Origin of the sequence: Paucibacter sp. M5-1 (assembly GCF_027498415.2) — a bacterium.
In the GTDB taxonomy this organism is placed as follows: Bacteria; Pseudomonadota; Gammaproteobacteria; order Burkholderiales; family Burkholderiaceae_C; genus Roseateles_E.
In genome coordinates this window covers 3,784,983-3,811,300 of the sequence record NZ_JAPZLM020000001.1, presented here as the reverse complement: position 1 = coordinate 3,811,300, position 26,318 = coordinate 3,784,983, and the positions used below count along the sequence as shown (strand labels likewise).

Genomic DNA, 26,318 nt, shown 5'->3' with positions numbered 1-26,318 from the left:
CCATGCATGTCTTCCAACACATGGAAGATTTGCATGGTCGGGCGCACTGCCAAGACCAGCCGCGACAATCCCCCTATGGCCAAAGACAAAACCATCTTCACCTGCTCCGACTGCGGCGGCACCAGCGCCAAATGGCTGGGCAAATGCCCGGCTTGCGGGGCCTGGAATACCTTGATCGAAGGCCCGGCCGAAGTCGGCGGCAGCGGCGGCAAGAACCGCTTCCAGGCCTTGGCCAAGAGCCAGCCGGTGGCCACGCTCAGCGAGATCGAGGCCAGCGACTTCGAGCGCACCCCCACAGGCCAGGAGGAACTGGACCGGGTGCTGGGCGGCGGCATCGTGGCCGGCGGCGTGGTGCTGATCGGCGGCGACCCGGGCATCGGCAAGTCCACCCTGCTGCTGCAGGCCATCGACGATCTGTCGACCCGGCTGCCGGTGCTGTATGTCACCGGCGAGGAATCGGGCGCCCAGATCGCGATGCGCTCGCGCCGGTTGGGCCTGGCCGGCGCCAAGGTGCGGGTGCTGGCCGAGATCAGCCTGGAGAAGATACTGGCGACCATCGAGGTCGAGCAGCCGGCGTTCTGCGTGATCGATTCGATCCAGACCGTCTACTCCGAGCACCTCAGCTCGGCGCCCGGCTCGGTGGCCCAGGTGCGCGAATGCGCGGCCCATCTGACCCGCACGGCCAAGGCCACGGGCTGCGCGATGGTGCTGGTGGGCCATGTCACCAAGGAGGGCGCGCTGGCCGGGCCGCGGGTGCTGGAGCACATCGTCGACACGGTGCTGTATTTCGAGGGCGATACCCACAGCAGCTTCCGCCTGGTGCGCGCGATCAAGAACCGCTTCGGCGCGGTCAACGAGATCGGCGTGTTCGCGATGACGGACAAGGGGCTCAAGGGCGTGGCCAACCCCAGCGCGATCTTTCTGTCCACCCATGGCGAGCCGGTGCCGGGCAGCTGCGTGCTGGTGACGCTGGAGGGTACGCGGCCCATGCTGGTCGAGCTGCAGGCCCTGGTCGACAGCGGCGGGCCGAGCCCGCGCCGCCTGAGCGTCGGCCTGGACCGTGACCGGCTGGCGATGCTCTTGGCCGTGCTGCACCGCCATGCCGGCGTCGCGACCATGGACCAGGATGTGTTCGTCAACGCGGTCGGCGGCGTGCGCATCAGCGAGCCGGCGGCCGATCTGGCCGTGCTGCTGGCGATCCAGAGCTCGCTGCGCGGCAGGCCGCTGCCCAAGGGCTTCATCGCCTTTGGCGAGGTCGGTCTGGCCGGCGAGGTGCGGCCGGCGCCGCGCGGGCAGGAACGCCTCAAGGAGGCGGCCAAGCTGGGCTTCAGCGTCGCCGTCGTGCCCAAGGCCAATATGCCAAAAGGATCGCCGAAGAAGGATCTCGAGGGCCTGACCGTGCATGCGGTCGAGCGCATCGAGGACGCGATGGATCTGGTCAGGGGGCTTTGAACTCGCCCGGCGTACGCGCCTCCCCGCCCATCAGGCGCCGGCCGGCGCGCTTGTTGCGGTACATCGAGTCATCGGCCGCCTTGGTCAGGCTCAGCTCGTCCTGGCCGTCCTCCGGATAGAGCGCCAGGCCCAGCGAGCAGGTGATCTCGATATGCAGGCCGTTCAGCTCCATCGGCAGCGCCACCTGGTTGAAGATCTTGTCGGCCACCAGCTGGGCGGTCTCGCGCGTCACCGGGCCTGTCAGCAGCACGACAAACTCGTCGCCGCCGATGCGGCCCACCGTGTCGGTCTCGCGCACCGAGCTCTTGATGCGGCGCGCCACGGTCTGCAGCAGCTGGTCACCCACCGCATGGCCGAACTGGTCATTGATGGGCTTGAAGCGGTCCAGGTCCAAGAGGATCAGGCCCAGGTTCTCGTTGTAGCGGCGTGAGTTGGCCAGCGCGAAATGCATGCGCTCGTCGAAATGGGCGCGATTGGCCAGCTCGGTCAGCGGGTCGTGCAAGGCCATGAAGCGCAGCCGCTCCTCGGACTGGCGGCGCGCATTGATGTCGGACAGCGTGCCGATGATGCGCAGCGGCCGGCCCTGCTCGTCGCGCTCGACCACGGTGGCGCGCGCCAGCACCCAGTTCCAATCGCCGCTGCCACTGGCCACCCGGTACTCGCTGACCAGGCTGGGGCTGTGCCCATCCAGGCAGCGCTGCAGCTCGGACTGCAGGCGCGGCAGGTCCTCGGGATGGGTGCAGGCCAGCAGCTGCGAAAGATTCGGCTCGCCCTGGCCGGGCCGCAGCCCCATGATGGTCTTCCAGCGCGCCGAGCTGCTGATGCTGCCGTCGGCGGTGTGCAGATCCCAGACGCCGTCGCCGGCCCCTTCCAGCGCGAAGGCCCAGCGCTGCTCGCTCTCGCGCAGCGCCCGGGTCATGCGTTCGGCCAGCGCCAGCGCCCGGCCCCGCGAGGTAGCCAGCAGCCAGGCCAGCAGCGACAGCAGCACCGACAGGCCGACGCCGGCCAGCAAGACGGCTTCGGTGCCGAGCGCGCCGCGCAGGCTGGCAAAACGCGGCTGAGCCTGCAGGCTTACCGTCCAGGTGTGGCCGCCCACCACCAGAAACTCCTGGGCCTGCAACAGCGGCCGGACGGGCTCGTCCTCGGCCGCCAGCACCGAGCGGTACAGCAGCCGGTCCGCAGCCAGCTCCTGGCCGTCGTACAGCGTCAGCAGCAGACCGGGCGGCAACTCGCCGTAGAGGCTGGCCATCAGCTCCTGCACCAGCACCGGCGCCACCACCCAGCCGCGCAGCCGTTCGCGCCGCTGCGTCACCGAGATCGGCGGCTCATTGCCGCGATAGATCGGCAAGGCCATCAGAAAGCCGGCCGGGTTGCCGGTCTGCGGGCCCGGCAGGGCCAGCTTGGTCGACAGCGCCAGCCGGCCCGAGTCGCGCGCCGCCTCCAGCACCTCGGCCAGCAGCGGCTCGGCCAGCAGATCACGCCCCAGCATTAGCTGGTTGCGCGCGACGCCGGGCTCGATCTGCACCACCGGGGCATGGCGCGGGCGCGAGCCCTCGGGCCAGATCCGGAAGGACTCGTTGCCGGCCAGGCGCTGCCGGCGCAGCAGCTCGGGCAGGTCGGTGGCATCGACCAGCAAGGCCAGGCCCAGGCCCTGCAGCCCGGCGTAGTCGGCGCCCAGCGGCAAGGCGTCGACATAGCGGCGCAGCGCCGCCGCATCGGTCTGCGGATAGGCCTCGACAAAACCGCGCAGCCCCTGCAGCAGGTGTTCATGGGCCGCCATGCGCTGCTCGACGCGCTGACCGACATCGCGCAGGCTGGCATCGAAGGCGGCGCGCAGCTGCCGCTCCTCGTGGCGGCACTGCTGCTGCCAGACCAGCAGGCTCAGGCCCAGGCCGGCGGCCAGCACCAGCCACGGCAAGCCGCGCCAGCGCAAACCCATGGCATGTGGACCGGTGGTGCCCAAGATGGAGGACCTCTTGATTTCAGAACTGAACCATAGCCCTTGCCAGCTCGGGTTTGAAATATTTCTCAAATATGCGCAGCACCGTGCCGTCACGCCGCATCTCGTCGACCAGGGCCCGCCAGCGGCCCTGCTCGGCCTCGGACAGGCTGGCACGCGACATGATCAGCCCATGCGGCACCGGCGGATCGCCGAACTCGATGATCTGGCTCAGCTCGCGCAAGCGCTCCGACTCCAGCGTCGGGTGGTCGAAGGGCTCGACGATCATGGCCTGGATCTGATTAGCCTGCAGGGCCTTGAACAGCGGCGCCAGGCCCGAGGACAGGGTCAGGCCTTGCCGGGCATCGACCACATCGACCAGGCGATTCGCGCTGGCGCTGTAGCGGAAGCTGCGGATCACGCCCAGCTTCAGCCGGGGGTTGCGCTCGAAGTCTTCCAGCCGCGCGACCTGGGCATCGCGGCGCACCAGCAGGTAGTACTTGTTGGAGAAATACCAGGCGAAGGCGGCGAACTTCTCGCGCTCGGCGTTGCTGATGCCCGACAGGCTGAAGTCCAGCGCGCCAGATTCGATCAGCTGCCAGATCCGTGCACGCGGCAGCAGCGAGACATGGAAACGGCAGCCGCTGCGCCGCGCCAGCTCGTCGGCGATGTCTTTGTCGATGCCCTCACCGGTCTCGGCCGAGTAGAGCAGGCCATGGTCATGCAGGGCCAGACTCAGCGGGCGCGAACAGTCGGGCCTGGCCTGCGCCAGGCCCAGGCAGCCGGCCAGCACGAGCAGCAGCAACCAGCCTCGTTCCCGATTCCTCACACCGGTCTCCCGTCACAGCCCAGACCGGGCCAAGAATACGGCAAGCCGGGTTACGAGCCTAGAACAGCCGGCCGCGCAGCCAGCGCCGCAGCCGGGCCCACAGGCCGTCGTTGACGGGCACTGGGGCTGCGACCGGCGCCGCCAGCTGGGCCTCGAAGCGACCGAAGAACTCGCCGATGATCTTCTGCGCGGCGGCCTCGATCACGCGCGAGCCGATCTGGGCCAGCTTGCCGCCGATCTGCACCTGGGCCTCGTAGCTGAGCAGGGTCTGGTCCGGGCCTTGCGGCGTCAGCCGCACGCTGGCCGTGCCCTTGCTGAAGCCGGCCGGGCCGGCTTGGCCCTCGAAGCTGAGGCGGTAGCCGTGCGGCGCCTCGATATCGGCCAGGCTCAGCTTGCCGGTGAAGCGCGCCCGCACCGGGCCCAGCGCGGCGGCGACCACGGCCTCCAGCTGCTCGGGCGCGCTGCGCCGCAGACTCTCGCAGCCGGGGATGCTGGCCTGCAGCACCGCATCGTCGTTCAGCGCCGCCCAGGCCGCGGCCTGGCCGCAGCGCAGCAGTTTCTCGTTCTTGATCAACATATCAGGGCAGGTCCGTGGACAGAGGGACGGCGGCGTGGCCATGTTTGGCGGCCAGCACCGCATGCCAGTCGCGCCAGGCACGGCCGGGGTGGATCTCGCCGCAGCCCGGGCAGCGGCGCTGCTCGGCCGGGGTGTCGTAGAAGGCCTGATAGACCGTGGGCAGGTCCTTGACGATGCTTTGCAGTTGCAGCTCGCGGCGCAGCACCAGGCCGCCGCAATGGGCGCAGGTCCACTCGAACGCGTCGATCACGCCCTGCGCGCGCTGGCGCTCGATCACCAGGCAGACGCTGCCGGCCTCGGGCCGCTGCGGCGAGTGGCGCACATGGGGCGGCAGCAAGAAGATATCGCCCTCTCGGAGATCGACGCGCTGATACTGGCCGCGCTCCCACAGCAGCAGATGGGCCTTGCCCTTGAGCTGGTAGAAGAACTCTTCCTGCGGGTCGTCGTGGAAATCGGTGCGCTGGTTCGGGCCGCCGACCACGGTGCAGATGAAGTCGGCGTCCTGCCAGATCTGCTGATTGCCCACCGGGGGCTTCAGCTCGGCCGCGTGATCGGCGATCCAGCGCTGCAGATTCAGCGGGGGTCCAAATTTAAGCATTTAGAAAAGTCTCCATCTATGATCCGGCCGCCCATGTCGAACGACCCTCTTCTTCCCAGCACGGCCACCCACCAGCTGCGGCCCGCCAATGTGTCGCTGAAGCAGCTGCGCGGCTTTGCCGCCGTCGCGCGCGAGGGCAGTTTCACGCGTGCGGCCCAGCAGCTGTTCCTGAGCCAGTCGGCGCTGTCGGCGCTGATACGCGCGCTCGAGGCCGAGCTGGGCCTGCGCCTGCTGGACCGCACGACGCGCCGGCTGGAGCTGACCGAGGCCGGCCATGAGCTGGTGCCCACCGTCGAGCGGGTGCTGGCTGATCTGGACCATGCCGCCCATGACCTGCGCGCGGTGGCCGAGGCGCGCCGCGGCCGGGTGCGCCTGGGCACGACGCCGCTGCTGGCCGCCAGCATGATGCCCGAGCTGATGCAGAGCTTCCAGGCCGCCCATCCCGGCATCGCGCTGAGCCTGCTGGACGCCAGCGCCGACCAGTTGGTCGGCCAGTTGCGCCTGGGCGAGCTGGACCTGGCCTTGGCCACCTTCGACGACGCGGCCGAGCCCGATCTGCAGTTCGAACCGCTGCTGGCTGATCCTATGGTGCTGGTATGCGCCGCCAGCCATGCGCTGGCCGGCGCCCAGCAGCTGCGCTGGGCCGATCTGCTGGACCAGCCGCTGCTCTTGATCAAGCCCGGCAGCGGACTGCGCGCCCTGGTCGAGCAGAGCTTTGCGCCGCTGGGCGGCTGCCCGCGCCCGGCCCAGGAAGTGGCCCATATCAGCACCGCGATGGCGATGGCCGCCGCCGGCCTGGGTGTGGCCATCCTGCCGGCCTATGCGCTGAAGGCTGGCGGCGCGGCGCCGCAGGGTCTTGTCGGCGTGCCGCTGACCGAGCCCCGGGTGCTGCGCCAGCTGAGCCTGGCCCAGCTGAAACAGCGTTCGCTGTCGCCGGCGGCGCGCGCCATGGTCGAGCATCTGAGGACGCATCTGCAGGCTCCGGTCGCGGTCAAACGCTCACGGCGGCGCACCGCGCCATGATGGTGCGCAGCGCCGAGTAAGGCGTCACCAGCGAGGTCTTGGGATTGTCGGGCGAAGGCAGGTTCTGCACCTGCAGGCTGATACGGCCGACCCGGCTTTGCGCCTCGATCTCATGCACATTGCCGCTGGCCTGCGGGTCGGCGATCAGCTCGACCCGGGTCTGATCCAGGCCCAGGGTGCACAGCGCCAGGGTCGCGGCCACATTGGCATTCTTCGGATACTGGCGTGCCGCCTCGCGGGCCGTGCCACGGAAGAACACGGCCGGCTCGCGCACCGCAGCCAGGTCCAGCAAGGCCTCGGCCGGCGTGTCGCGCCAGGCCTGCGGCGGCTTGCGCGAGCGGTAGCAGACGCTGTCCAGGCCGGCCAGCCGCGCTGCCTGCAGCCAGTCCAACCCGGCCAGCGCGCCCGAGGGCAGCAGGACCTGACGCCCCTCGGCGCCGGCCTTGCGCTGCAGCGCTTCCAGCAGGGCTGCATCGGACAGCGCCCCTACCGAGACGATCAAGAGATCGGCCCCGGCCTCCAGGCAGGCCTCGCCATGGCTGCGCACCGCCTCGTGGCCGGCGGCCTCGACCACCAGCTGCGGGCCCAGGGCCAGCAGCGCTTCGATCTCGGTCAGCACCGGCACGGCCAGGCCCGCGCCCTCCTCCGCATGGCGGCACAGCACGCCCACCAGCTCGACCCCGGCGGCCGGCCCCAGCGCCAGCAGCTCGGCGGCGATCACGCGGCCAATCGCCCCATGGCCGATCAGGGCCACTCTCATTGCTTTGTTGTCTTGTTTCACCTTGCCATCTCCAGGGCTTGATGCACCACACGGCGGGCCAGCACGGCCGCCAGATGGGCGCGGTAATCGGAGCCGGCGTGCAGATCGCCGGCCATCAGGTCTTGATCGACGCGCAGGCCTTGCAGCGCGGCCGGCTCGAAGCGGCGCGCCAGCGCGGCCTCGAAGGCCGGCAGGCGCTGCACGCCCTGGGTCGTGCCGCTGACGGCGACGCGCACCGCGCCATCGTCCAGCTGGGCCACCGCCACGCCCACCAGCGCAAAGCGCGAGGCCGGCTGCTCGATCTTCTGATAGGCAAAACGCCGCGGCCGGCGCAGGCGCAGGCCGCACAGCAGCTCGTCCGGCTCCAGCGCGGTGCCGAAGAAGCCGGTGAAAAAGTCATCGGCGACGAGCTCGCGCCGCTCGGTCGCAAAGCTCGCGTCCAGCGCCAGCAGCCCGGCCGGCCAGCAGGCGGCCGGATCGGCATTGGCCACCGAGCCACCCACCGTGCCCATCGCCCGCACCTGGGCGTCGGCGATATGGCCGGCCATCGTCGCAAGACCCGGCACCCAGGCGCGCAGCGCTGCCGACGCGGCCAGCTCGCGATGGGTCTGCATCGCGCCGAGCAGCAAGCGGCCGCCCTGCTCGCGGCTCTCGCGCAGCGCCGCGATGCCGCCCAGGTCGATCAGCCGCGCCGGCGCCATCAGGCCCAGCTTCATCGCCGCCAGCAGGCTTTGCCCGCCGGCCAGCAGCTTGGCATCGACGCCGTCGCGCAGCAAGGCCAGCACCTCGGCCACCGAGCCGGGGCGGCAGTACTCGAAGTCATGCATGGTCCGCCTCCCCGCGCATCACCGTCAGGCCCTCGCAGACCGCAGAGACGATGCCCTCGTAGCCGGTGCAGCGGCACAGATTGCCGGCCAGCGCCACGCTGACCGGGCCGGGCTCGGCCGGCACATCCTCCCGCGCCATCGCGCAGGCCCGCATCAACATGCCCGGCGTGCAGAAGCCGCATTGCAGGCCATGGTGCTTGGAGAAAGCCTGTTGCAAGGGATGCCAGCCACCCGCAGGCGCCAGGCCCTCGACGGTCCGCACCGCAGCGCCCTGGGCCTGCAGCGCCAGCAGATTGCAGGCCTTGACCGCGCGACCGTCCAGCAGCACGGTGCAGGCCCCGCACTGGGCGGTGTCGCAGCCGCGGTGGCTGCCGCTCAGGCCCAGCTGCTCGCGCAGCAGGTCCAGCAGCAAGGTGCTGGCCGGCAGGTCCAGGTCCTGCGCCTGGCCATTGACGGTGAGCGTGAGGCGCGGCATCGCGCTCAATCCAGCTTCAGGCCGCTGAGGGCGAACTGCTCGCGGATCGTGGCCTTCTCGGCCTCGGTCAGCGGCAAGAGCGGCCGGCGCACCGGTCCGCCGACGCGGCCCAGCAGCTCCAGCCAGTACTTGCTGTGCGCCTGCGGCTTGCCCTTGGGCTTGCAGGCCTTGAAGGCCTGGCGCGCCGACTCCAGGCTGTCGCGCACCACCCTGGCCTCCTTGAACTTGCCCTCGAAGGCCAGGCGGGTGTAGTCGTTGATGCGCTGGTCGGCGCCGGTCTGCAGCAGCAGTGGCGGGGTCGAGCACAGGTACAGGCGCCAGCCCAGCTCCTCGATATTGTCCAGCCACTCCTCCTCCGAGGCGGTGCTGACCTGGATCTGATCGCCGACCAGGCGGCTCAGCTCGATATACATCTCGCGCGGCACGCTGTACTTGATCGCGACGATATTGGGCAGCTGCGCGATGCGAGCACAGAGCGCCGGGCTCATCAGGTAACCGCAGTCCGGGTGGTTCCACATCGCGATGCCGATGTCCAGCTGCTCGCTGATATGGCGGTAGTACTCGTAGATGGTCTCGTCGGTATCGGCGCCGAAATGCAGCACCGGGCTGTGCACGACGATCCAGTCGGCGCCCACCGCCTGGGCATGGCGGCCCAGCGCCAGCACCGTGTCCAGATTGGTGTCGGAGCAGGACATCACGGTGCGCGAACCCAGGGCTGCGGCCTCCTCGGCGGCGATCGCGAAGCTGCGCTTGCGCTCTGCCAGCGACATAGCGAAGAACTCGCCCTGCTTGCCGCAGACGAACAGGCCGCCGAGCTTCAGCCCGCCCATCCAGTGGCGCAGATTCGCGCGAAAGCCCTCTTCGTCGACGGCGCCGCTGGCATCGAACGGTGTCAGGGTGGCGGCCCAGACGCCGGTGAAATGCGCCTTGGCATAGGCCTTGGCGTCTTGCTTGCTGTAGTTCATGACTTGCTCTCCGTGTTGTCTTGGTGGATGGCCCGCCACAGGCGCTCGGCCGTCAGCGGAAAGTCGAGTTGTGGGTGGCCGCCCAGCGGCCGCAGCGCGTCATGCGCGGCGTTCAGCAGTGCGGCCGGCGCACCGATGCAACCGGCCTCGCCGACCCCCTTGGCGCCCAGCGCATTGGCGGCGCTGCGGGTCGGCAGGCTGGCAAGCCGCAGGCGCGCCGGCATGTCGTCGGCGCGCGGCAGCGCGTAGTCCATCAGCGAGCCGGTCAGCAGCTGGCCCTGCTCGTCATAGACCAGGCGCTCCATCAGGCCCTGGCCCAGGCCCTGGGCCAGGCCGCCGATCAGCTGCCCATGGACCAGGGCCGGCACGACCACCTGGCCGGCATCGTCGACCCAGACCAGGTCCTCGATGCGGGGCTGGCCGGTCTCGCGATCGATGGTCAGCGCCAGCATCACGCAGCCGGCCGCCCAGGCCTCGTGCGCGACCTCGTGCACCAGGTCCACCGTGTGCGGCAATGCCGCGCCGGCGGCCAGCTCGGCGCGCAGCTGCTGCGCCGCCTTCAGCACCGCGCTGCCGCCGATGGCCGTGCTGCGGCTGGCCAGCGCGCCGATGCCCACCGGGCAGGCGGCGGTATCGCCATGAAGCACGCGGATGTCGGCGCTCGCACAGCCCAGCGCCTCGGCGGCGATCAGCGCATAGCTGGTCTCGCGGCCCTGGCCCTGGGCCGTGGCGCCGGTGGACAGCAGGTAGCGGCCATCGGCCTGGGCCGTCAGGCGCACGCTTTCGAAGCCCTGGCCGCAGGGCTCGACATAGAGGGCGATGCCCAGGCCCACCACCTCGCCGGCCGCGCGGCGGCGCGCCTGCTCGGCGCGGCGCTCTTCGTAGCCGAACATCTCGGCGGCGCGGCGCAGCAGGGCCGGCAGATCGCAGGCATCGAGGCGCTGGCCATTGGGCCAGTCGGCGGGCAGCTGCTGCGGCGCCCAGCAGTTGCGCAGGCGCAGCGCCAGCGGGTCCAGGCCCGCGCCGGCGGCCGCCTCGTCGATCAAGCGCTCCATCAGGATGGCCGCCTCGGGCCGGCCGGCACCGCGGTAGATGCCCACTGCGGCGGCATTCGACAAGCGGCCCTCGCCGCGCACCGCCTGCACCGGCACGCGGTAGGGCCCGGGCAGGATGCGGCAGGCATTGCGCAGCGGCGCGGCCGCGCTATAGGGCAGCCAGTGGCCCAACGCAAAGCACAGATCGGCCTGCAGCGCGGCGAGGTGGCCGTCGGCGTCCAGCCACAGCCGGCCCTGCAGCCGCGCGGCGCGGCCGTGGGTGGCCGACAGCAGGTCCTCGCCACGGGTGGACTGCCACAGCAGCGGCCGGCCCAGCCGGCGCGCGGCCCAGGCCAGCATCAGGTCTTCCGGAAACACCGAGGCCTTGCCGCCGAAAGCGCCGCCGACATCGGGCGCCACCACCCTCACCTGTTCCAGTGCCAGGCCCAGCGCCAGCGCCAGGTCCTCGCGGGCGCGGCTGGGGGTCTGGGTCGACAGCCAGGCCTGCAGGCCCCGGCCGTCCCAGCTCAGGAGCGCGGCGCGCGGCTCCATGGGCGCCGGCGCGACCCGGGGCAGCGCAATCTGCGCCTCGGCGGCGGCCGGGTTCCCGGGCAGGCGGCCCACGGCGAAATCGCTGCGCAGCGCGATGTTGTCGGGCAGGCCGGGATAAAGCGCGGGGGCGCCTTCGCTCTGGTGGTCCAGAACCGGGGCCAGGTCTTGATAGTCGGCCCAGACCAGATCGGCCGCCGCCTGGGCCTGGGCCCGGCTCTCGGCCAGCACCAGGGCCACCGGTGCGCCGACCGCCAGCACCCGGTCGGCCGGCACCAGTTCGGCCTCGGGCAGGGTCATGCCGGCCAGCAGGCGGTTGACGCGGGGCTGGCGCAGGCCGGCGAAATCGGCCGGGCCCAGCACCGCCAGCACGCCCGGCTGGGCCCGCGCCTCGGCCATCTCCAGGCCCAGCAGCCGCGCATGGGCATGGGGGCTGCGCACAAAGACCGCGTGGGCCTGGCCAGGCAGGCGGATATCGCCGACAAAGCGCCCGCGCCCGCTCAGCAGGGCTGGGTCTTCGACGCGCAGAAAGCCGACGGCGTCGGGGATGGCGGCTTGTTCGGTAGGCATGGGGGCAATTGGACACAGGGCCTAGCAGCAATACAAACGCAAAATATTTGTTGATTCAGTGGTTTTGTTTCTGGATCGATTGCAGCACCGGAACGCAAAGGAGTTCGGATATTTTGGATACCTAATAAATATTGTGTATACATGACATCATTGAAGCATCCCATCTCAACGAGGCCGATGTCATGAAGAAGACTGTTCCGACCCCTGCGCCGCGCAAGACCAGCCGGCTGGCCGCGCTGTTGGCTGTGGCCATGCTGGGCGCCAGCGGCGCCGCCTTGGCTCAGGCCGAGGGCAGCGCGGTCAGCATCTACGGCTTTCTGAAGGTGGATGCCGAGATCGTCAGCGGCGGCAGCAACGGCAGCCTGAAGCGCCTGGCCAACAACCTCTCGGTGCTGGGCTTTCGCGCCCGCGAGGACCTGGGCGGCGGCCTCAGCGTCTGGGCGCAGATCGAAACCAATGTGCGGGCCGACACCGGCGAGGGTCCCTGGGGCGGCCGCAACACCGGCATCGGACTCAAGGGCAGCCTGGGCGAGCTGGTGCTGGGCCAGTGGGAGACACCGCTGCGCTTTGTCTCGATCTATGCAGTCGACCCCTTCACGGCCGGCATCTTTGCTTCCAACAGCCTGATAGGCAACGGCTTCGCGACCGCGGCCAATGGCGCGGCGGCCGCCTCCTTCGACCGCCGCCAGCCCAATCTGATCCAGTACTGGAGCCCCAGCATCCAGGGCTTCAGCGCCCGGCTGGCCTGGGCGCCCAGCGAGGAGAAGACCGACAAGACCGCACCCGAGTTGTTCTCCGGCCTGCTCAGCTACAGCCAGGGCCCCCTCTATGCCGCCTATGGCTACGAGCTGCACCGCGAGTATTTCGGCCCCGGCAGCGCCGACAGCGCGCACCGTTTTGGCATCGCCTACTCATTCGGACCGACGCGGCTGCGCGGCAGCTGGGAGCGGCTGCGCTACGAGCCGGCGCCGGGCCAGCACCTCAGCCGCAATGCCTGGCAGCTGGCCGTGACCCATCAGCTGAGCGCCAGCGGCAGCCTGCGCGCCTCCTATGTGCGGGCCGGGCGCTCCAGCGGCAATGCCAGCACGGCCATCGGCGGCATCGCGCGGCCGGGCAGCGACTCGGGTGCCAGCCAGGTGTCGCTGGGCTATGGCCACACCCTGTCCAAGCGCACCGAGCTGTGGGCCGCCTACACCCGCATCAGCAACGGCGCCGACGCGCTCTACAACCTGTCAGCCAATAGCCTGGCCGGGCTGCAGGCCGGCCAGGACCCGCAGGGCCTGGGACTGGGCATCACGCACCGCTTCTGAGGGCGGTGCCGATGCCTGGTGGCGGCTCAGGCGGCGGTCTTGCGCGGCCGGCCGCGCGTCGCGGCCTTGGCGGCCGGCTTGGCGGCAGCGGCACGGCGCGGGCGCGCGGCCGGCGCTGCCGCCGCCTCGCCGGCCTGCTGCTCGCGCAGCAGCTCCAGCACGTTGATGGAGAGACGGGCCGTGTGGTTGCGCATCGCCTCGTAGGAGGCCTCGGCGTTCGACGCGACGATGGCCGCGATCACGGCCTGGTGCTCGTCGTGCGAGACGGTCAGCCGGCGCTCGACCTTTTTCTGCGCGGCACGGAACGGCGCCAGCCGCTCGCGCAGGCTGTCGAGCACGCCGGTCAGCGTGCGGTTCTGCGCGCCAGCGCCGATCAGCTGGTGGAACTGGTGGTTCAGCTCCAGATAACCGGCCTCGTCGCCGCGCGCCACGCAGTCCTCGCTCTGCTGCTGCAACATCTGCAGCTGCTTCTTCTGCACCGCGCTCATGCGCTCGGCGCTGATGCGGCAGCACAGCGCCTCCAGCTCCACCATCGCCTCCAGCATGTCGGACAGATCGCTCAGCCCGATGCTGCGCACGATGCCGCCCTTGCGCGGCTGCAGATCGATCAGGCCGCGCGCGGCCAGCTCGCGCAGCGCCTCGCGGATCGGCGTGCGCGAGACCTGGAAGCGCTCGGCCAGCACCAGCTCCTCGAGCTTCTGGCCCGGCGGCAGTTTGCCGCTGACGATGTCCTCGGTCAGGCTGCGGCAGATGGCGGCGGATGCGTTATTGGCCATGCGTGATCAATCCCCGGGTGTGGGCTGCGCCAGCCCTTGTTCGTAGCGCCAGGCCAGGCGCGATGACAACGCGCAAGACCTGGCCCCGGGGATTTTAGCTGCGCCAGACACAAGACAGCCTTGTTTTGCGCTTATTGAATACACATTAATTATCATGTATACATATGACCTTGATCACCCGAACCCCTCAATTACCCATCCACAGGAGACCCTCTCATGGCTAATGGCAAGCTGCGCCACATCGCGATCTCGGTGCCCGACCCTTGGGCCGTCGCACCCTTCTACATCGAGTCCTTCGGCCTGAAGAAGGTCGGCGAGACCGATTCCTCGCTGGCCCGCGGCATTTATCTCAGCGACGGCACCGTGACGATCGCGCTGCTGAAGTACAAGACCGACGAGGCCGCCGGCGAGCGCGGCCGCGACTATGTGGGCCTGCACCATATCGGCTTCTGGGTCGACGAGATCAAGCAGGCGCGCGCCGAGTGCGAGGCCGCCGGCGGCACGTACTACATGGGCGAGGTGCCGGTGAAAGGCAACAGCTTCTACGAGGTCAAGTACCGCGACCCGAACGGCGTCATCATCGACCTGACCGACCACGGCTGGGGCGGCGCCTCCAAGGACGGCGGTACCCGGCCCGACGGCCCTGAGCTGCGGCATCCGGAACTGAAGGCCGAGCGCAGCGGGCTCTGAGCTCAGCTGCGCACCTCCAGATCGAAGGCCAGCAGCTTCCACTGGCCTTGTTCCAGCACATAGCGCTGCTCGAAGTCCACACGGCTCTTGCGCAGCTGGTAGTGCCCGGGCAGCACCAGCACGCCCTGGGCGTCGAGGCGGGCGGCCTCGATCTGCGGCTCGTGCTGGTTCAGCACGGTCAGGTCGCCGATATCGAACAGCGGGCGGTAGGCCTCGTCGAGCTTGGCGACGCTGAACTGCCGCTGCCACGTTTGCGAGATATTGCGGTGAAAACGCGCCATGCTGCGCTCGCGGGTGGAGACGGTGAACTCGTGCATCGCCAGCTTGACCATCTCGGCCTTGGCGCGCTCGTCGGGCAAGGCGGGCTGCGGGGTCGGCGTCGTGGCGTCGGCGATGCCGGCCGGGTCGCGCCCGATGGCCTGGATACGCCAGGCATCGCCTTCCTTGACCAGCGTGATGCTGACCGGGATGGTGGCGCCGCCCGCCGCCTCCAGCATGCCGCGCAGCTCACCGCGCGCGCCGCTGACCTTGCGCTCCGACCAGCTGGTGCCGGCAATATCGCTCATGCCCTGGCTGCGCAGCTGGCGCGTCAGGCCTTCTTCACCGAGGCTGTCGCGCAGCTCGCGGGCCAGCAGCGCGCGTGCGCCGGCCATGTCGTGCTGGCGTGCGGCGCTGAAGAACTGGTCGGCGGTGCTGGCCAGGCCGGCGGTCAAGTACAGGCCGGCGCTGACCGCGATGGAGGCGAGGCCCAGCAGGGCGACGGCGATCTTTTTCCAGGGTTTCATGGCAAGACTCCTTGCTTCTAAGGGTGGGGTGGTGCCGATGGCTCAGGGGGCGTCCTCGCCATCGGCGGCGAACTCGAGGAAGCGGTACTGGCCGTCCACGCGGCCGAAATAGAAGGCGTAGGGCCGGCAGAACACGACCCGGCGATCGCCGCCATCCGGCAGCGCCGCTTGCCTGGCCAGGCAGCGGCGCTGGGCGTCGGCAAAAAGCAGCCGGGGCATATCGCGCTGGAAACCGGCACGGTCCAGCGCGCGGCCCTCGAACAGAAAGGGCAGCCGGCTCAGCCCGGCCAAGGCCGGGCCATCCTGGGCACCGACGGCAGCGCGGAAGCGGGCATGGAAACCGGCAAAGTCCTCGGCCCACAGCGGCCGCCAGACCAGCGCCAGCAGCAGCAAGAGCAGGAGTCGTGGCTGTCTCATCACGGACCGCCTCACCACAGGCCCAGCCAACGCGGCTTCGTCACCGCCTCCAGGCGAGCCACGGCGCGCTTGTGGGTCTGCAGATTCCAGGCCGTGGCCTCGGCGCGCTGGCGCGCCAGATCCAGCGGGCGCGCCCCGACGGCCAGAGGCTCGCCCGGCCCGAAGGCGCGCGACATGATGGGAGCCCGGTATCGGTAGGGTGCCGTGCTGCGCAGCTGCGGGTCGGCCCCCTGCGCCAGCAACCAGTCGATGCCGCGCACGCTGTCATGGAGGGCGGCAAAGTGCAGCGGCGTGAGGCCGCTCTGGTTGCGCACATTCACCCCGGCCACCAGCAGGCGCGGGTGGAACACCGTGTGAAGGGGCACGTTGCCGCGCGGGTCGGTGGCCAGCGGGTCGGCACCACCGTCCAGCAAGGCATCCACCGCTGCGTAGCCGGCCATATGGATGGGCTGCCTGCCCTCGGCATCCAGCGCATCAATGCGGGCCCCGCGGGCGATCAGCAACCGGGCGCACGGCCCGCAGCCGAAGCGGGCCGCAAAGTGCAGAGTGGTCTCGGCATCGTCGCTGGTGCGCGCGTTGGGGTCCAGACCCGCGTCCAGCAGGCGCTGCAAGGCCGGTTCGCCCGCACCGAGGTGTATCGCCTTGTGCAGCACGGTGGCGCCGCCCATCGGGTCGATCGGATAGGGCTTGCCGCTGCGCTGCTGCCGCGCGATCAGCTGCTCCAGCCCCGTCAGGCTATCAGCGGCAAAGACGGCTTTGAAGGCCTCCATGCCATCGTCCTGCGCCCACAGCGCGCCGGCCATCGAGCCCAGCAGCAGCGCAATGACGTGGCGGCGAAGCAGCGCGGACAGGTGGATGCTCATCAGGGCCTCTCGGGTCGACGCGCCGGGCTGGCGCACGAGAGGCAGTGTCAGAAGCGCAGGTATCGGCCGCGCTTCGCGCCGCGTATCGCTGTGTTTCTTATGTTGTCAGGGCACCGGCCCTCACGGCATCAGGCGCCGCGTGCGGCGCGGCCGGCGTCGAGCTGGGCGCGCAGCTCTGCGACCTCGGCGGCCAGGTTGTCGCGCGCGGTGACCGCGCCGACCAGCTCCATCTCGGCGGCCAGGCGCGCATCGGACTCGCCCGCCGCGCTCGCCAGCTGGCGCTCGAGCTGGCGGCGCAGCTCGGCGAGCTGGGCGTCCTTGCCCTCGATGGCCAGCTGATCCTTGGCCTTGCCGACCAGGGCGTTGGAGGCGATATCGCGGGCATGGCGCAGCTCCACTGTCAGCCGCTCGATGCTGGCATCGCGCTCCGCCAGCTGGGCCAAGGCCTGCTCGTTCGACTGCCGCAGTGCGGCCAGTTCGCCCTCTGTTTGCGCCAGGCTGTCACGCAGCGGCGCCGCCGCGTCCTCGGCCAACTGCCGGGCCCAGTCGCTCAGGGCAGCCGTGATCGACGCGGGGATAGGGGCGGCAGCGCCGTCGGCGGGGAGTTCTTGGCCTGACATATCGATTCAAATTCCGTAGGGAGTGGAGGTGCGGCCTGTCAATCAGTGCTTGGCGGGTTTGTTCATCAGGATAGAGGCGACGGTTCGGCCACTTTTCTTTAACGCGAGGGCTGCGACGCCGCCAGCTGCAGCAGCGCGCGGAACGCCGGTTCGGCCATCGGCTTGTGGAACAGCCAGCCCTGGGCGGCGCCGCAGCCCAGGGCACGCAGGGCCTGCAGCTGCTGCTCGGTCTCGACGCCCTCGGCCACCACCGCCAGACCCAGGGTGCGGGCCAGGCTCAGGATGGCGCTGGCGATCGCGCGGTCGTCGGCATGGTCGGCGATGCCGTTGACAAAGCTGCGGTCGATCTTGAGCTCGCTGATCGGCATGCGCTTCAGATAGGACAGCGAGGAGTAGCCGGTGCCGAAGTCATCGATGCTGATCTTGAAGCCCAGCCCGGTCAGCTCGGCCAGCACCTGCAGGCCGGCCTCGCCGCGCTCCATCAGCGTGCCCTCGGTCAGCTCGATGATGATGCTGGCCGGCGCCAGGCCGCAACGGGCCAGGCTGTCGCTGAGCCAGCCGGCGAAGCCGCTGCCGCGCAGCTGGCTGGGCGAGACATTGATCGCGATCGGCGGCACCACCAGGCCGGCTTCGCGCCAGGCCACGATGTCGGCGATGGTGCGCATCAGCACCAGCTCGCCGATGCCAGCGACGATGCCGGAGCGCTCGGCCAGCGGGATGAACTCGGCCGGCGAGATCGGACCCAGCTCCGCATCGGTCCAGCGTACCAGGGCCTCGGCCCCGATCAGCGCGCCGTCCGCGATACGGATCTTGGGCTGGTAATGCACACCCAGCTGGCGCTGCGCAATGGCGCGGCGCAAATGGGTCAGCAGGGTCAGGTCGCGCTGCAGGGCCTGCTTGATGTCCTGGGCGAAGTACTGGAACTGGTTCTTGCCCAGCTCCTTGGCCCGGTACATCGCGGCATCGGCGGCGCGCAGCAGGCTGGTCGAATCGTCGCCATCGCCGGGGAACTGGCTGATGCCTATGCTGGCGCTCACATAGAGCTCGTGGCCCAGGCACTGGAAGGGCTGGCTCAAGGCGGTGACGATGCGCTCGCACACCGTGTTGACCTGCAGCGCATCGATGTTCTCCAGCAGCGCGGCGAACTCGTCGCCACCGAGGCGCGCGATGGTGTCGATATCGCGCAGGCAGTCGAGCAGGCGCTGCGACACATCCATCAGCAGTGCATCGCCGACCTCGTGGCCCAGCGTGTCGTTGATGGTCTTGAAATTGTCCAGATCGATGAACAGCACGGCCAGCACATGCTGCTCGCGCTGCGCCAGCGCGATCGCCTGGCGCAGCCGCTGCTGCAGCCGGGCCCGGTTGGGCAGGCCGGTCAGATCGTCCTCATGGGCCATGCGGCGCAGATGCTGCTCGGCGCGCATGCGCTGGATCTCGGTACTGGCCCGCACCGCCAGCAGCTCCATCAGCTCGGTGGCCAGGCGGCTGTCGGGCAGGCTGGCGCGGCCCAGCACGGCCAGCACGCCGATCGCCGTGCCGCGGATATCGAACAGCGGCACGCCGACATAGCTCTCGGCCACCAGCCCCTGCAGCAGCGCGGCCTGCGGATAGCGCCGGCTGAGCCCCTCGGGCACGACCAGGCTCTGCCGGCCCACCACCTCGGCGCAGGGCATCTGGGCGATCACATAGCTGAGGTTGTTCTGCTGCTGCCCATCGCAGCAAAAGGCCAGCGTGCGGGCGCTGGCACCGCCCGGCCCCTCCAGCACCGCGACGAAAGCATGGTCGCCGCCGAACAGCCGCACCAGCTGCTGCACCAGATTGCGGAAATAGGCCTCGCCATAGCTGCCCGAGCCGCCGACGGCCAGTTCGCGCAAGACCTGCTCCAGGCGATGGCTCTGGTCCAGCTCGTGCTCCAGCCGGCTGTTGACACGCTGCAGCTCCTGGGTGCGCGCCTGTATCAGCGACTCCAGCGATGCCGCGCGCTGATCGACCGCGCGGACAAAGTGCAGCGCGCGGAAATCGCTCTCGATCAGCTGGCGCAGCTGGCCCAGCAAGCCCTGCATGGCCGCCGAGCGGGGTGCCGCCTCGCGCGCCAGCACGCACAGCGTGCCGTACACCGTCTTGTCCGGCCACAGCAGGGGCACGCCCAGATAGGCCCGCATCTGGCCGTTGGCAGCCAGCCGCGGCCGCCACAGCGGGTCCTGCGCCGCATCATCCACCGTCAGCGCGGCGCGCCCGGCGACCACCGCCGCGCAATAGGCCTCGGCCGGCAACGGCCGTTCGTCGCCGGTCTCGAACAGCGGAGCGTCCGAGCGACTGGCGACTTGCACCCGCAGGCCCGCCGGGCCGACGCAGCTGATCAGCGCGGCATCGGCCGCATACACCTCGGCCAGCAGATCGACCAGGCGCTGCCATTTGCGCAGATACAGGCCGGGGACCTGGTGCGGCTGCGGGCTGCCGCTATCGAGGTCCATCACTCAGTGCGGGCAAAGCCGCCGCACATCGGCCTCGAAGGCCTGCAGCCGCGCCTCGTTCTGGGCCTCGCGCTCCAGCTTGCAGATGACCCGGAAGTCGCCCTCGATCAGCTGCTTCAGCCCGCGCAGCAGCTGCTCGGACGGCGGCATGAAGTCGCGCGTCTTGCGGTCCAGCACGCAGACGGTGCCGAAGATGCTGTCATCGGGCCAGACCAGCGGAACGCCCAGATAGCTGATCATGTTCAGCTTGATATCCGGGTTGTTCATCCATGCCGGATCCTGCAAGGCATTGGGCACCCGCAGCGATTCGCGCGTGGCCATCACCGTCTCGCAGTAAAGCCCGGTGCCGAGATCGGCCTTCTCATGCTCCTCGTAGGGATTGTCATCGCCGAGGCTGGAGATCAGCACCTCGATCTGCTCGGGCCAGACCCGCATCACCAGCGCGGCCGGCACCTGCACCGCGGCCGCCACCAGATCGGCCGACTGCTGCCAGCGCTCCATATATTCCTGCGGGACATCTTTTTTCTCGTACATCGCGAGCTCCCTTGCTGCCACGCCGTTCTGCGGCGCTGCCGGCGGCGGCCACCGGCGGCCGCTGGAGCATGCTACGCCCGGCCTGGGCCGGGCGGCAAATCTAGACGGCAGCGACCTCCGTCAGCGGCCCGCTGCCGGCAAAGAAGCCTTGCAGATTCGCGATCACGTTCTCCACCTGGGCACGCTGGGCGGCCGGTGAGCGGCCCGAGACATGGGGGGTCAGCAGCACCCGGGGCGAGGCGGCCAGCGCGGCCGGCACGGCGGGCTCGCTCTCCAGCACATCGAGCCCGGCGCCGGCGATCTCGCCGGCCTCCAGCGCCGCGATCAGCGCGGCGGTGTCGACAACCGAGCCCCGCGCGATATTGACCAGATAGCCGGCCGGCCCGAGCGCGCGCAAGACCTCGCGACCGACCAGATGGCGGGTGGCCGGGCCGCCTGGACAGGCCAGCACCAGGAAGTCGGACTCGGCGGCCAGGGTGGTCAGCGCGGCCACATGGCGATAGGGCAGCTCGACACGCGGCGTGCGCGCGGTGTAGGCGATCTGCATATCGAAAGCCTGGGCGCGGCGCGCGATCTGCTGGCCGATATGGCCCAGGCCCAGCAGGCCCAGGCGGGCGCCGTTCAGGGTCGGGCGGGCGGCGCGGCTGGCCTCCCAGTCGCCGCGCTTGACGGCCGCATCGAGCCCGACGAAGCCGCGCGCCAGCGCCAGCATCAGGCCCAGCGCATGATCGGCCACGGTGGCATTGTTGACGCCCGGCGCATGCGTCACCGCAATGCCGCGCGCGTGCGCCGCCGCCAGGTCGATGTTCTCGTAACCGGCCCCAAAGCTGGCGACCAGGCCCAGCGCTGGCAACCTCGCCATCGCGGCCGCGCTCAGGCCGGTGCTGCCGTTGCTGAGCACCGCGCGCAGTCGGCCCAGCCGCGCCTCGCCCAGGCGCGCCCCCAGTGTGTCGAGGGCCTCGGTATCGCGCAGGCCGGCCGGCTCGTAGATCAGCGCATAGCGCGCGTCCAGCGCCGCCAACGCCTCGGGCTGCAGGGGGATCAGGACCAGCAGCGGCTCGCGGTCAGGCTGGGCATCGTTCAAGGTCATCGCATCGCTTTCGTGTAGGTGACTTCCCGGAGTCGTCGCTTGAATGGCTTGTTATGTATACATGTAAATGATATTGTATTCACAACAACAAACCGAGGACCACCACCGATGCACAACAACTGGTACGCCATCGCCTCCTACGAGCAGGGTTCCGGCCCGCGCGCCGCCCTGGTGCTGGACGAGCAGCTTTACGACGCCGCAGCACTGGGCGCCGAGGCCAACCCGCTGCTGCTGGGCAGCCAGCATGTGATCACGCAGTGGGAGCAGCAGCGCGCCGCGGTCGATGTGCTGGCGCGGCGCCTGCATGCCGAGCGCGCCGCCGGCCGCGCCCGCCCGCTGCCCGCCGGCAGCTACAAGCTGCTGGTGCCCTACCAGCCGGGCCGCATCTTCGGCGCCGCATCGAACTACTACGAGCATGCGGCCGAGATGGGCACCCAGCTGATCGCGCGCAGCGAGAGCGCACCCTACTGTTTCATGAAGGCTGAGAGCAGCGTGATCGCCACCGAGGAGGATGTGGTCAAGCCGGCCACGACGCACAAGCTCGACTGGGAGGTGGAGCTGGGCGTGATCATCGGCCGCAGCTGCCGCCATGTCTCGGTCGAGCAGGCCCATGAGGTGATCGCCGGCTACACGGTGTTCAACGACATCAGCGCGCGCGACCTGAATCGCCGCAGCGACTATCCCTTCACCCACGACTGGTTCCGCGGCAAAAGCTTCGACACCTTCGGTCCAATGGGGCCCTGGGTGGTGCCGGCACAATGCATCGCCGAGCCGCAGAAGCTGCGCATGCGGCTGGCGGTCAACGACGAGCTGATGCAGAACGACACCGCCGAGGGCATGATCTTCAATATCGCCGAGCAGATCGCCTATCTGTCGTCGATGCTGACCTTGCGCCCCGGCGACCTGATCGCCACCGGCACGCCCACCGGCGTCGGCATGGGCCAGGGCAGGTTTCTGCAGCCCGGCGATGTGATGACGGCCAGCATCGAGCAGATCGGCACCTTGCGCAACCGCGTCGTCGCGGCCGCGCTCTGAACCTCCCACCCCAGCCAAGGAAGCCCCATGCCCTCTTCCATCACCGTCCTGCGCGGCCTCGCCCTCGCGCTGGCCTGCGCTGCAGGCAGCGCGCTTGCGCAAGACAAGGTCAAGTTCAACCTGGCCTGGCTGCCCCAGGGCAGCACCGGCGGCGTGCTGGTGGCCGCCGCCAAGGGCTATTACGCCGAGGCCGGCCTCGAGGTGCAGGCGCAGCGCGGCTACGGCGGCCAGCGCACCGTCAACGAGATCGACCAGGGCCTGTTCGAGTTCGGCTACGGCGACCCGATCAGCGTGATGCTGAACCGCGCCAACGGCGGCAAGACCGTGATGGTGGGCGCGATCAACACGGTGTGGCCGGCGGCGCTGTGCTATTTGCAGGACGGCAAGCGCAAGCCGCTGCGCAGCATGGCCGATCTGAAGGGCCTGAGTCTGGGCGGCGGCGCGGCCTCGCCGCTGCAGAACATCGTGCCGGCCTGGCTGGCCGCCAACGGGCTGCCGGCCGACCATCTGAAGCTGCTGCGCCTGGACCCCACCGTGATCAACCCCTCCTTTCTGCAGGGCAAGATCGACCTGGCCGAATGCTGGGAGGGCGCCAACAAGCCGCTGCTGGAATCGCTGGTGGCGCGCGAGGGCAAGAAGCTCGGCGCCCTGCCCTACCGCGACTTCAATCTGAACATCTACGGCAACGGCCTCGTCACCAGCGAGAAGCTGATCGAGAACAACCCCGATCTGGTCCGGCGCTTCGTCAAGGCCACCTACCGCGGCTATGAGCTGATGCGCAAGAACCCCGAGGAGGCGGCCGACCTGATCGTCGCCGGCAACAAGCTGCTGAACCGCGACATCCTGCTGCAGCAGATCAAGGAAACCACGGCCATCATCAGCGACCCGGCGGCCGACAACAAGAAGCCCGGCTATATCCGCGCCGACCGCATGCATGGCACGGTGGAGTTCGCGAAGAAGGCCTTCAATGTGACGGCCGCCGTACGCGGCGCCGAGATCTACACCAACCGCTTCGTCATCGGCGACTGAAGCGCGCAGACCCAAGCAGGAGCAGACAAGCATGGAGACAAGAGCAAGCCTGAGACCGCGCCGCCTCGGCCATATCGTGCTGATGGTGCGCGACATCCACGCCTCGGTGCGCTTCTACACCGAGGTGATGGGGCTGACCGTGTCGGACTGGATCAGCGACCAGATGGTGTTCCTGCGTGCCAGCAGCGACCACCACGACCTGGCGCTGTCGCAGATTCCCAAGGACTCGGCGGCGCTGAACGATCTGCCGCGCTATGACCGCCCCGGGGTCGAGCATTTCTCCTATCTGGTCGACGATATGGCCGAGATGGAGCGCTCTGTGGCCGTGCTGCAGGCCCATGGCGTCGAGATCGTGCGCGGCATCGGCAAGCACGGGCCTGGCGAGAACCTGTTCCTGGTCTTCAAGGACCCGGACGGCAACAACGTCGAGCTCTATTGCGAGATGACCCAGATCACGGCCGAGCGGCCCTACGAGGCCAGGGTCTGGGAGCGCAATATCGAATCCTTCGATCAGTTCCGCTTCGAGCGCTTTGTCGTGCCGCCGCCGGCCGCCGTGGTCGCGGCCAAGCAGGGTGGCGCGAAGGCCGACACGACGGATGACGGGGGGCAGAGCTGATGAACGCGATGCTGAAGCGCTGGCTGGAGACCCTGACGTTCTGGGGCCTGCTGGCCCTGCTGTGGGAATTCGGCGTCGGCTGGCTGGGCATACGTCGCTACCTGCTGCCGCCGCTGTCCGATGTGCTGCTGGCAGGCTGGAACGCGCGCGGCGCCTTGCTGGAGAACACCTGGGTGACCCTGCTGGAGGTGCTGGTGGGCTTTGCGGCGGCGGTGCTGGGCGGCGTGCTGCTGGGGGTGCTGATCCATCTGAGCGGCTTCGCGCGCCGCACCCTCTATCCGCTGATCACCGCGCTGCAAAGCATGCCCAAGATCGCGCTGGCGCCGCTGATGATCGTCTGGTTCGGCTATGGCTTCGGCTCCAAGGTGGCGGCCACCTTTTTGTTCGCCTTCTTCCCCATCGTGATCGCGACCCTGGGCGGCATGCAGAACGTGGCCATCAATCTGGACGAGCATTTCCGCGCGCTGGGCGCCTCGCGCCTGGACACCTTCTGGCGGCTGCAGGTGCCGGCGGCACTGCCAGCCTTCGTCGACGGCATCAAGATCGCGATGCCGCTGGCGGTGATCGGCGCCATCGTCGGCGAGTTCATCGGCGCCGAGCAGGGCCTGGGCCATCTGATGACCATGGCCACCGCGAATGCGCAGACCGATCTGATGTTCGCCGCCATCCTGACCATCACCGCGCTGGCCGTGCTGCTGTATGCCGCGGTCGAGCGCCTGGCCAAGGCCGTCTGGTGGCGTGGCATCTCTTTCTAAGGTGAGCCCTGATGTTGCATCAAGTCCTTCCCAAGCCGGTGGCCGCACCCAGCCTGCCGGCGATCAGCGCACGCGCGGTGCTGAAGACCTTTGCCGGCAAGCACGAGGTCAAGGCGCTGGAGGCGGTGGATCTGGAGATCCGGCCCCATGAGTTCGTCTCGATACTCGGCCCCAGCGGCTGCGGCAAGAGCACGCTGCTGCGCATCGTCGCCGGGCTGACGCCTTACGAGGGCGGCGAGGTGCTGGTGAACCAGCGGCCGGTCAAGGGGCCCAGCCCCGAGATCGGCGTGGTGTTCCAGAGCAGCAATATGCTGCCCTGGCTGACCGTGGGCCAGAACATCGCGCTGGGCGCCAAGTTGCGCAAGATCCCTGAGGCCCAGGCCGCGCCCAAGATGGCCGAGCTGATCGCGATGCTGGGGCTCAAGGGCTTCGAGAACAACCACCCGCACCAGCTCAGCGGCGGCATGCGCCAGCGCGCCGCCATCGGCCAGATCCTCGCGCTGGACCCGCAGATCCTGCTGATGGACGAGCCCTTCGGCGCGCTCGATGCGCTGACCCGCGACAAGCTCAATGTCGAGCTGCTGCGCATCTGGCAGGAGCAGCGCCAGACCGTGCTGCTGGTGACGCACAGCATCTCCGAGGCGGTGTTCCTGTCGGACCGGGTGCTGGTGATGTCGGGCCGGCCCGGCAAGGTGGTGCGCGAGGTCACCATCGATCTGCCGCGCCCGCGCCGGCCCGAGACGATCAAAGCCCATCCCCGCTATGCCGAGTACATGGCCGAGCTGTCGCAGCTGATGGGCGTCTACTGATCATGCTCAAGCAGCTGCTGCGCGAGATCGGCCCGCGCTGGGCCGAGGACATCAACAAGCACCGCGCCCAGATCGTCGAGGCCTATACGCCGCTGCTGGCCGCCAACCCGCTGCCGGGGCTGGAAGTCACGCGCGACATCGCCTACGGCGCGCATGGCCGCCAGCGCCTCGACATCTATCAGGGCCGCGAGGCCCGGAGCGCCGACGCGCGCCTGCCCATCATGGTCTTCGTCCACGGCGGCGCTTTCCTGCGCGGGCAGAAGGACAGCAATGCGCAGGTCTATGGCAATGTGGCGCGCTTCTTCGCGCGCCACGGCTTTGTCGGCGTCAATATCGAATACCGGCTGGCACCCGAGGCCCCGTTCCCGGCCGGCGCGCAAGACCTGGCCCTGGCGCTGGACTGGCTGCGCGCCAACGCGGCCGGCTTTGGCGGCGACGCGCGGCGCATGCTGCTGATCGGCCATTCGGCCGGCGGCGCCCATGTGGCCAGCCTGCTCGCCGACCCGCGCCTGCAGCCGCTGGCCGGCCCCCTGATGACGCATATCGCCGGCGCGGTGCTGATCAGCGCGCGGCTGCGCGCCGATCAGCGCGCCGACAACCCGAACGCGGCCGGCGTGCGCGCCTATTTCGGCACGGACGAGAGTCGCTACGAGGCCGATTCGCCGGTCAGCCATGCCGCGCATCTGCAAGTGCCGCTGCTGCTGGCGGTGGCCCAGCACGAAAACCCCTGGCTCGATGTCTATGCGATGGAGTTCGCCCACCGCGTCGGCCTCGCGCAGGGCCGCAGCCCGCAGCTGGTCTGGGTGCCCGAGCACAACCATACCTCCATCGTCGCCCATCTCGACAGCGGCATCGGCGACGACGGCTTCGGCCAGCGCCTCTTGAGCTTCGCGCGCGGCCTGAGCCCCTAGCCGGCG

27 protein-coding genes are annotated in these 26,318 nt (G+C 69.6%); 10 read left to right on the top strand and 17 right to left on the bottom strand.

Annotation, left to right across the window (positions count from 1 at the left end):
- Nucleotides 1-75 precede the first annotated feature (75 nt).
- Complete coding sequence (gene radA / locus O5M90_RS17945; protein ID WP_440402226.1) at nt 76-1,452, top strand: DNA repair protein RadA; 1,377 nt, start codon at nt 76-78, stop codon at nt 1,450-1,452.
- Here the strand turns inward: radA and O5M90_RS17940 are convergent.
- The 4 genes from O5M90_RS17940 to O5M90_RS17925 form a co-directional block, all read right to left on the bottom strand.
- Nucleotides 1,439-3,391: a diguanylate cyclase domain-containing protein gene (locus O5M90_RS17940; RefSeq protein ID WP_440402224.1), complete on the bottom strand. Its 1,953-nt coding sequence runs from the start codon at nt 3,389-3,391 to the stop codon at nt 1,439-1,441. The two genes, radA and O5M90_RS17940, sit on opposite strands and share 14 nt — an antisense overlap.
- 43 nt (nt 3,392-3,434) lie before the next feature.
- A complete protein-coding gene (locus tag O5M90_RS17935; protein WP_269839812.1) occupies nt 3,435-4,196 on the bottom strand; it encodes a substrate-binding periplasmic protein in 762 nt (253 codons plus the stop codon).
- An 82-nt stretch (nt 4,197-4,278) separates the two neighbouring features.
- On the bottom strand, nt 4,279-4,797 hold the full coding sequence (locus O5M90_RS17930; protein WP_269839811.1) for a CoxG family protein: 519 nt from the start codon (nt 4,795-4,797) through the stop codon (nt 4,279-4,281).
- A 1-nt stretch (nt 4,798) separates the two neighbouring features.
- A complete protein-coding gene (locus tag O5M90_RS17925; protein ID WP_269839810.1) occupies nt 4,799-5,395 on the bottom strand; it encodes a 3-hydroxyanthranilate 3,4-dioxygenase in 597 nt (198 codons plus the stop codon).
- A 33-nt stretch (nt 5,396-5,428) separates the two neighbouring features.
- On the opposite strand from O5M90_RS17925, the gene O5M90_RS17920 reads away from it, so the two are divergent.
- The gene (locus tag O5M90_RS17920; protein ID WP_269839809.1) at nt 5,429-6,418 is read left to right on the top strand and encodes a LysR family transcriptional regulator; all 990 of its coding nucleotides are present in this window, start codon (nt 5,429-5,431) and stop codon (nt 6,416-6,418) included.
- Here the strand turns inward: O5M90_RS17920 and O5M90_RS17915 are convergent.
- The 5 genes from O5M90_RS17915 to O5M90_RS17895 are packed head-to-tail and all read right to left on the bottom strand — an operon-like array spanning nt 6,387 to nt 11,598.
- Nucleotides 6,387-7,178, bottom strand: coding sequence for an aspartate dehydrogenase (locus tag O5M90_RS17915; protein ID WP_269839808.1), 792 nt, complete (start codon nt 7,176-7,178; stop codon nt 6,387-6,389). The two genes, O5M90_RS17920 and O5M90_RS17915, sit on opposite strands and share 32 nt — an antisense overlap.
- Before the next feature lie 17 nt (nt 7,179-7,195).
- Nucleotides 7,196-8,005: an FAD binding domain-containing protein gene (locus tag O5M90_RS17910; RefSeq protein WP_269839807.1), complete on the bottom strand. Its 810-nt coding sequence runs from the start codon at nt 8,003-8,005 to the stop codon at nt 7,196-7,198.
- Complete coding sequence (locus tag O5M90_RS17905) at nt 7,998-8,480, bottom strand: (2Fe-2S)-binding protein (protein ID WP_269839806.1); 483 nt, start codon at nt 8,478-8,480, stop codon at nt 7,998-8,000. Before O5M90_RS17905 ends, O5M90_RS17910 begins: the two co-directional genes overlap by 8 nt.
- 5 nt (nt 8,481-8,485) lie before the next feature.
- Nucleotides 8,486-9,445, bottom strand: coding sequence for a dihydrodipicolinate synthase family protein (locus O5M90_RS17900; RefSeq protein WP_269839805.1), 960 nt, complete (start codon nt 9,443-9,445; stop codon nt 8,486-8,488).
- Nucleotides 9,442-11,598, bottom strand: coding sequence for a xanthine dehydrogenase family protein molybdopterin-binding subunit (locus O5M90_RS17895; RefSeq protein WP_269839804.1), 2,157 nt, complete (start codon nt 11,596-11,598; stop codon nt 9,442-9,444). The genes O5M90_RS17900 and O5M90_RS17895 overlap by 4 nt, the downstream gene beginning before the upstream one ends.
- Before the next feature lie 182 nt (nt 11,599-11,780).
- On the opposite strand from O5M90_RS17895, the gene O5M90_RS17890 reads away from it, so the two are divergent.
- Nucleotides 11,781-12,908, top strand: a complete 1,128-nt coding sequence (locus O5M90_RS17890; protein WP_269839803.1) for a porin — start codon at nt 11,781-11,783, stop codon at nt 12,906-12,908.
- Nucleotides 12,909-12,934: 26 nt separating this feature from the next.
- On the opposite strand, the gene O5M90_RS17885 is transcribed toward O5M90_RS17890, so the two are convergent.
- Nucleotides 12,935-13,684: a GntR family transcriptional regulator gene (locus O5M90_RS17885; RefSeq protein ID WP_137945698.1), complete on the bottom strand. Its 750-nt coding sequence runs from the start codon at nt 13,682-13,684 to the stop codon at nt 12,935-12,937.
- Nucleotides 13,685-13,900: 216 nt separating this feature from the next.
- On the opposite strand from O5M90_RS17885, the gene O5M90_RS17880 reads away from it, so the two are divergent.
- The gene (locus tag O5M90_RS17880) at nt 13,901-14,374 is read left to right on the top strand and encodes a VOC family protein (protein WP_137945697.1); all 474 of its coding nucleotides are present in this window, start codon (nt 13,901-13,903) and stop codon (nt 14,372-14,374) included.
- Between the two features lie 2 nt (nt 14,375-14,376).
- Here O5M90_RS17880 and O5M90_RS17875 read toward each other — a convergent pair whose 3' ends face one another.
- From O5M90_RS17875 to O5M90_RS17845, 7 genes are all read right to left on the bottom strand, one after another.
- The gene (locus O5M90_RS17875) at nt 14,377-15,159 is read right to left on the bottom strand and encodes a hypothetical protein (RefSeq protein WP_269839802.1); all 783 of its coding nucleotides are present in this window, start codon (nt 15,157-15,159) and stop codon (nt 14,377-14,379) included.
- A 42-nt stretch (nt 15,160-15,201) separates the two neighbouring features.
- Complete coding sequence (locus O5M90_RS17870; RefSeq protein ID WP_269839801.1) at nt 15,202-15,576, bottom strand: hypothetical protein; 375 nt, start codon at nt 15,574-15,576, stop codon at nt 15,202-15,204.
- Nucleotides 15,577-15,587: 11 nt separating this feature from the next.
- Complete coding sequence (locus tag O5M90_RS17865; RefSeq protein WP_269839800.1) at nt 15,588-16,439, bottom strand: ankyrin repeat domain-containing protein; 852 nt, start codon at nt 16,437-16,439, stop codon at nt 15,588-15,590.
- A 128-nt stretch (nt 16,440-16,567) separates the two neighbouring features.
- The gene (locus O5M90_RS17860; protein ID WP_262972003.1) at nt 16,568-17,059 is read right to left on the bottom strand and encodes a hypothetical protein; all 492 of its coding nucleotides are present in this window, start codon (nt 17,057-17,059) and stop codon (nt 16,568-16,570) included.
- A gap of 98 nt (nt 17,060-17,157) precedes the next feature.
- Nucleotides 17,158-19,533 carry a bifunctional diguanylate cyclase/phosphodiesterase gene (locus O5M90_RS17855; protein WP_269839799.1) on the bottom strand — a complete coding sequence of 792 codons (2,376 nt, stop codon included), beginning with the start codon at nt 19,531-19,533 and terminating at the stop codon, nt 17,158-17,160.
- A 3-nt stretch (nt 19,534-19,536) separates the two neighbouring features.
- Nucleotides 19,537-20,067, bottom strand: coding sequence for a GAF domain-containing protein (locus O5M90_RS17850; RefSeq protein WP_171018480.1), 531 nt, complete (start codon nt 20,065-20,067; stop codon nt 19,537-19,539).
- A gap of 100 nt (nt 20,068-20,167) precedes the next feature.
- A complete protein-coding gene (locus tag O5M90_RS17845) occupies nt 20,168-21,157 on the bottom strand; it encodes a 2-hydroxyacid dehydrogenase (protein WP_269839798.1) in 990 nt (329 codons plus the stop codon).
- 108 nt (nt 21,158-21,265) lie between these two features.
- Here O5M90_RS17845 and O5M90_RS17840 point away from each other — a divergent pair, with 108 nt between their 5' ends.
- Genes O5M90_RS17840 through O5M90_RS17815 form a run of 6 tightly spaced genes read left to right on the top strand, consistent with a single transcriptional unit; the run spans nt 21,266 to nt 26,312 of the window.
- On the top strand, nt 21,266-22,192 hold the full coding sequence (locus O5M90_RS17840) for a fumarylacetoacetate hydrolase family protein (protein ID WP_269839797.1): 927 nt from the start codon (nt 21,266-21,268) through the stop codon (nt 22,190-22,192).
- Nucleotides 22,193-22,219: 27 nt separating this feature from the next.
- A complete protein-coding gene (locus tag O5M90_RS17835) occupies nt 22,220-23,221 on the top strand; it encodes an ABC transporter substrate-binding protein (RefSeq protein ID WP_269839796.1) in 1,002 nt (333 codons plus the stop codon).
- 31 nt (nt 23,222-23,252) lie between these two features.
- Nucleotides 23,253-23,837: a VOC family protein gene (locus O5M90_RS17830; RefSeq protein WP_269839795.1), complete on the top strand. Its 585-nt coding sequence runs from the start codon at nt 23,253-23,255 to the stop codon at nt 23,835-23,837.
- On the top strand, nt 23,837-24,592 hold the full coding sequence (locus tag O5M90_RS17825; RefSeq protein WP_262972008.1) for an ABC transporter permease: 756 nt from the start codon (nt 23,837-23,839) through the stop codon (nt 24,590-24,592). The genes O5M90_RS17830 and O5M90_RS17825 overlap by 1 nt, the downstream gene beginning before the upstream one ends.
- A gap of 11 nt (nt 24,593-24,603) precedes the next feature.
- Nucleotides 24,604-25,401 (top strand): ABC transporter ATP-binding protein, encoded by a 798-nt coding sequence (locus tag O5M90_RS17820; RefSeq protein WP_269839794.1) that lies wholly within the window; start codon nt 24,604-24,606, stop codon nt 25,399-25,401.
- A gap of 2 nt (nt 25,402-25,403) precedes the next feature.
- Nucleotides 25,404-26,312, top strand: a complete 909-nt coding sequence (locus tag O5M90_RS17815) for an alpha/beta hydrolase (RefSeq protein ID WP_137945686.1) — start codon at nt 25,404-25,406, stop codon at nt 26,310-26,312.
- Nucleotides 26,313-26,318: the final 6 nt, after the last annotated feature.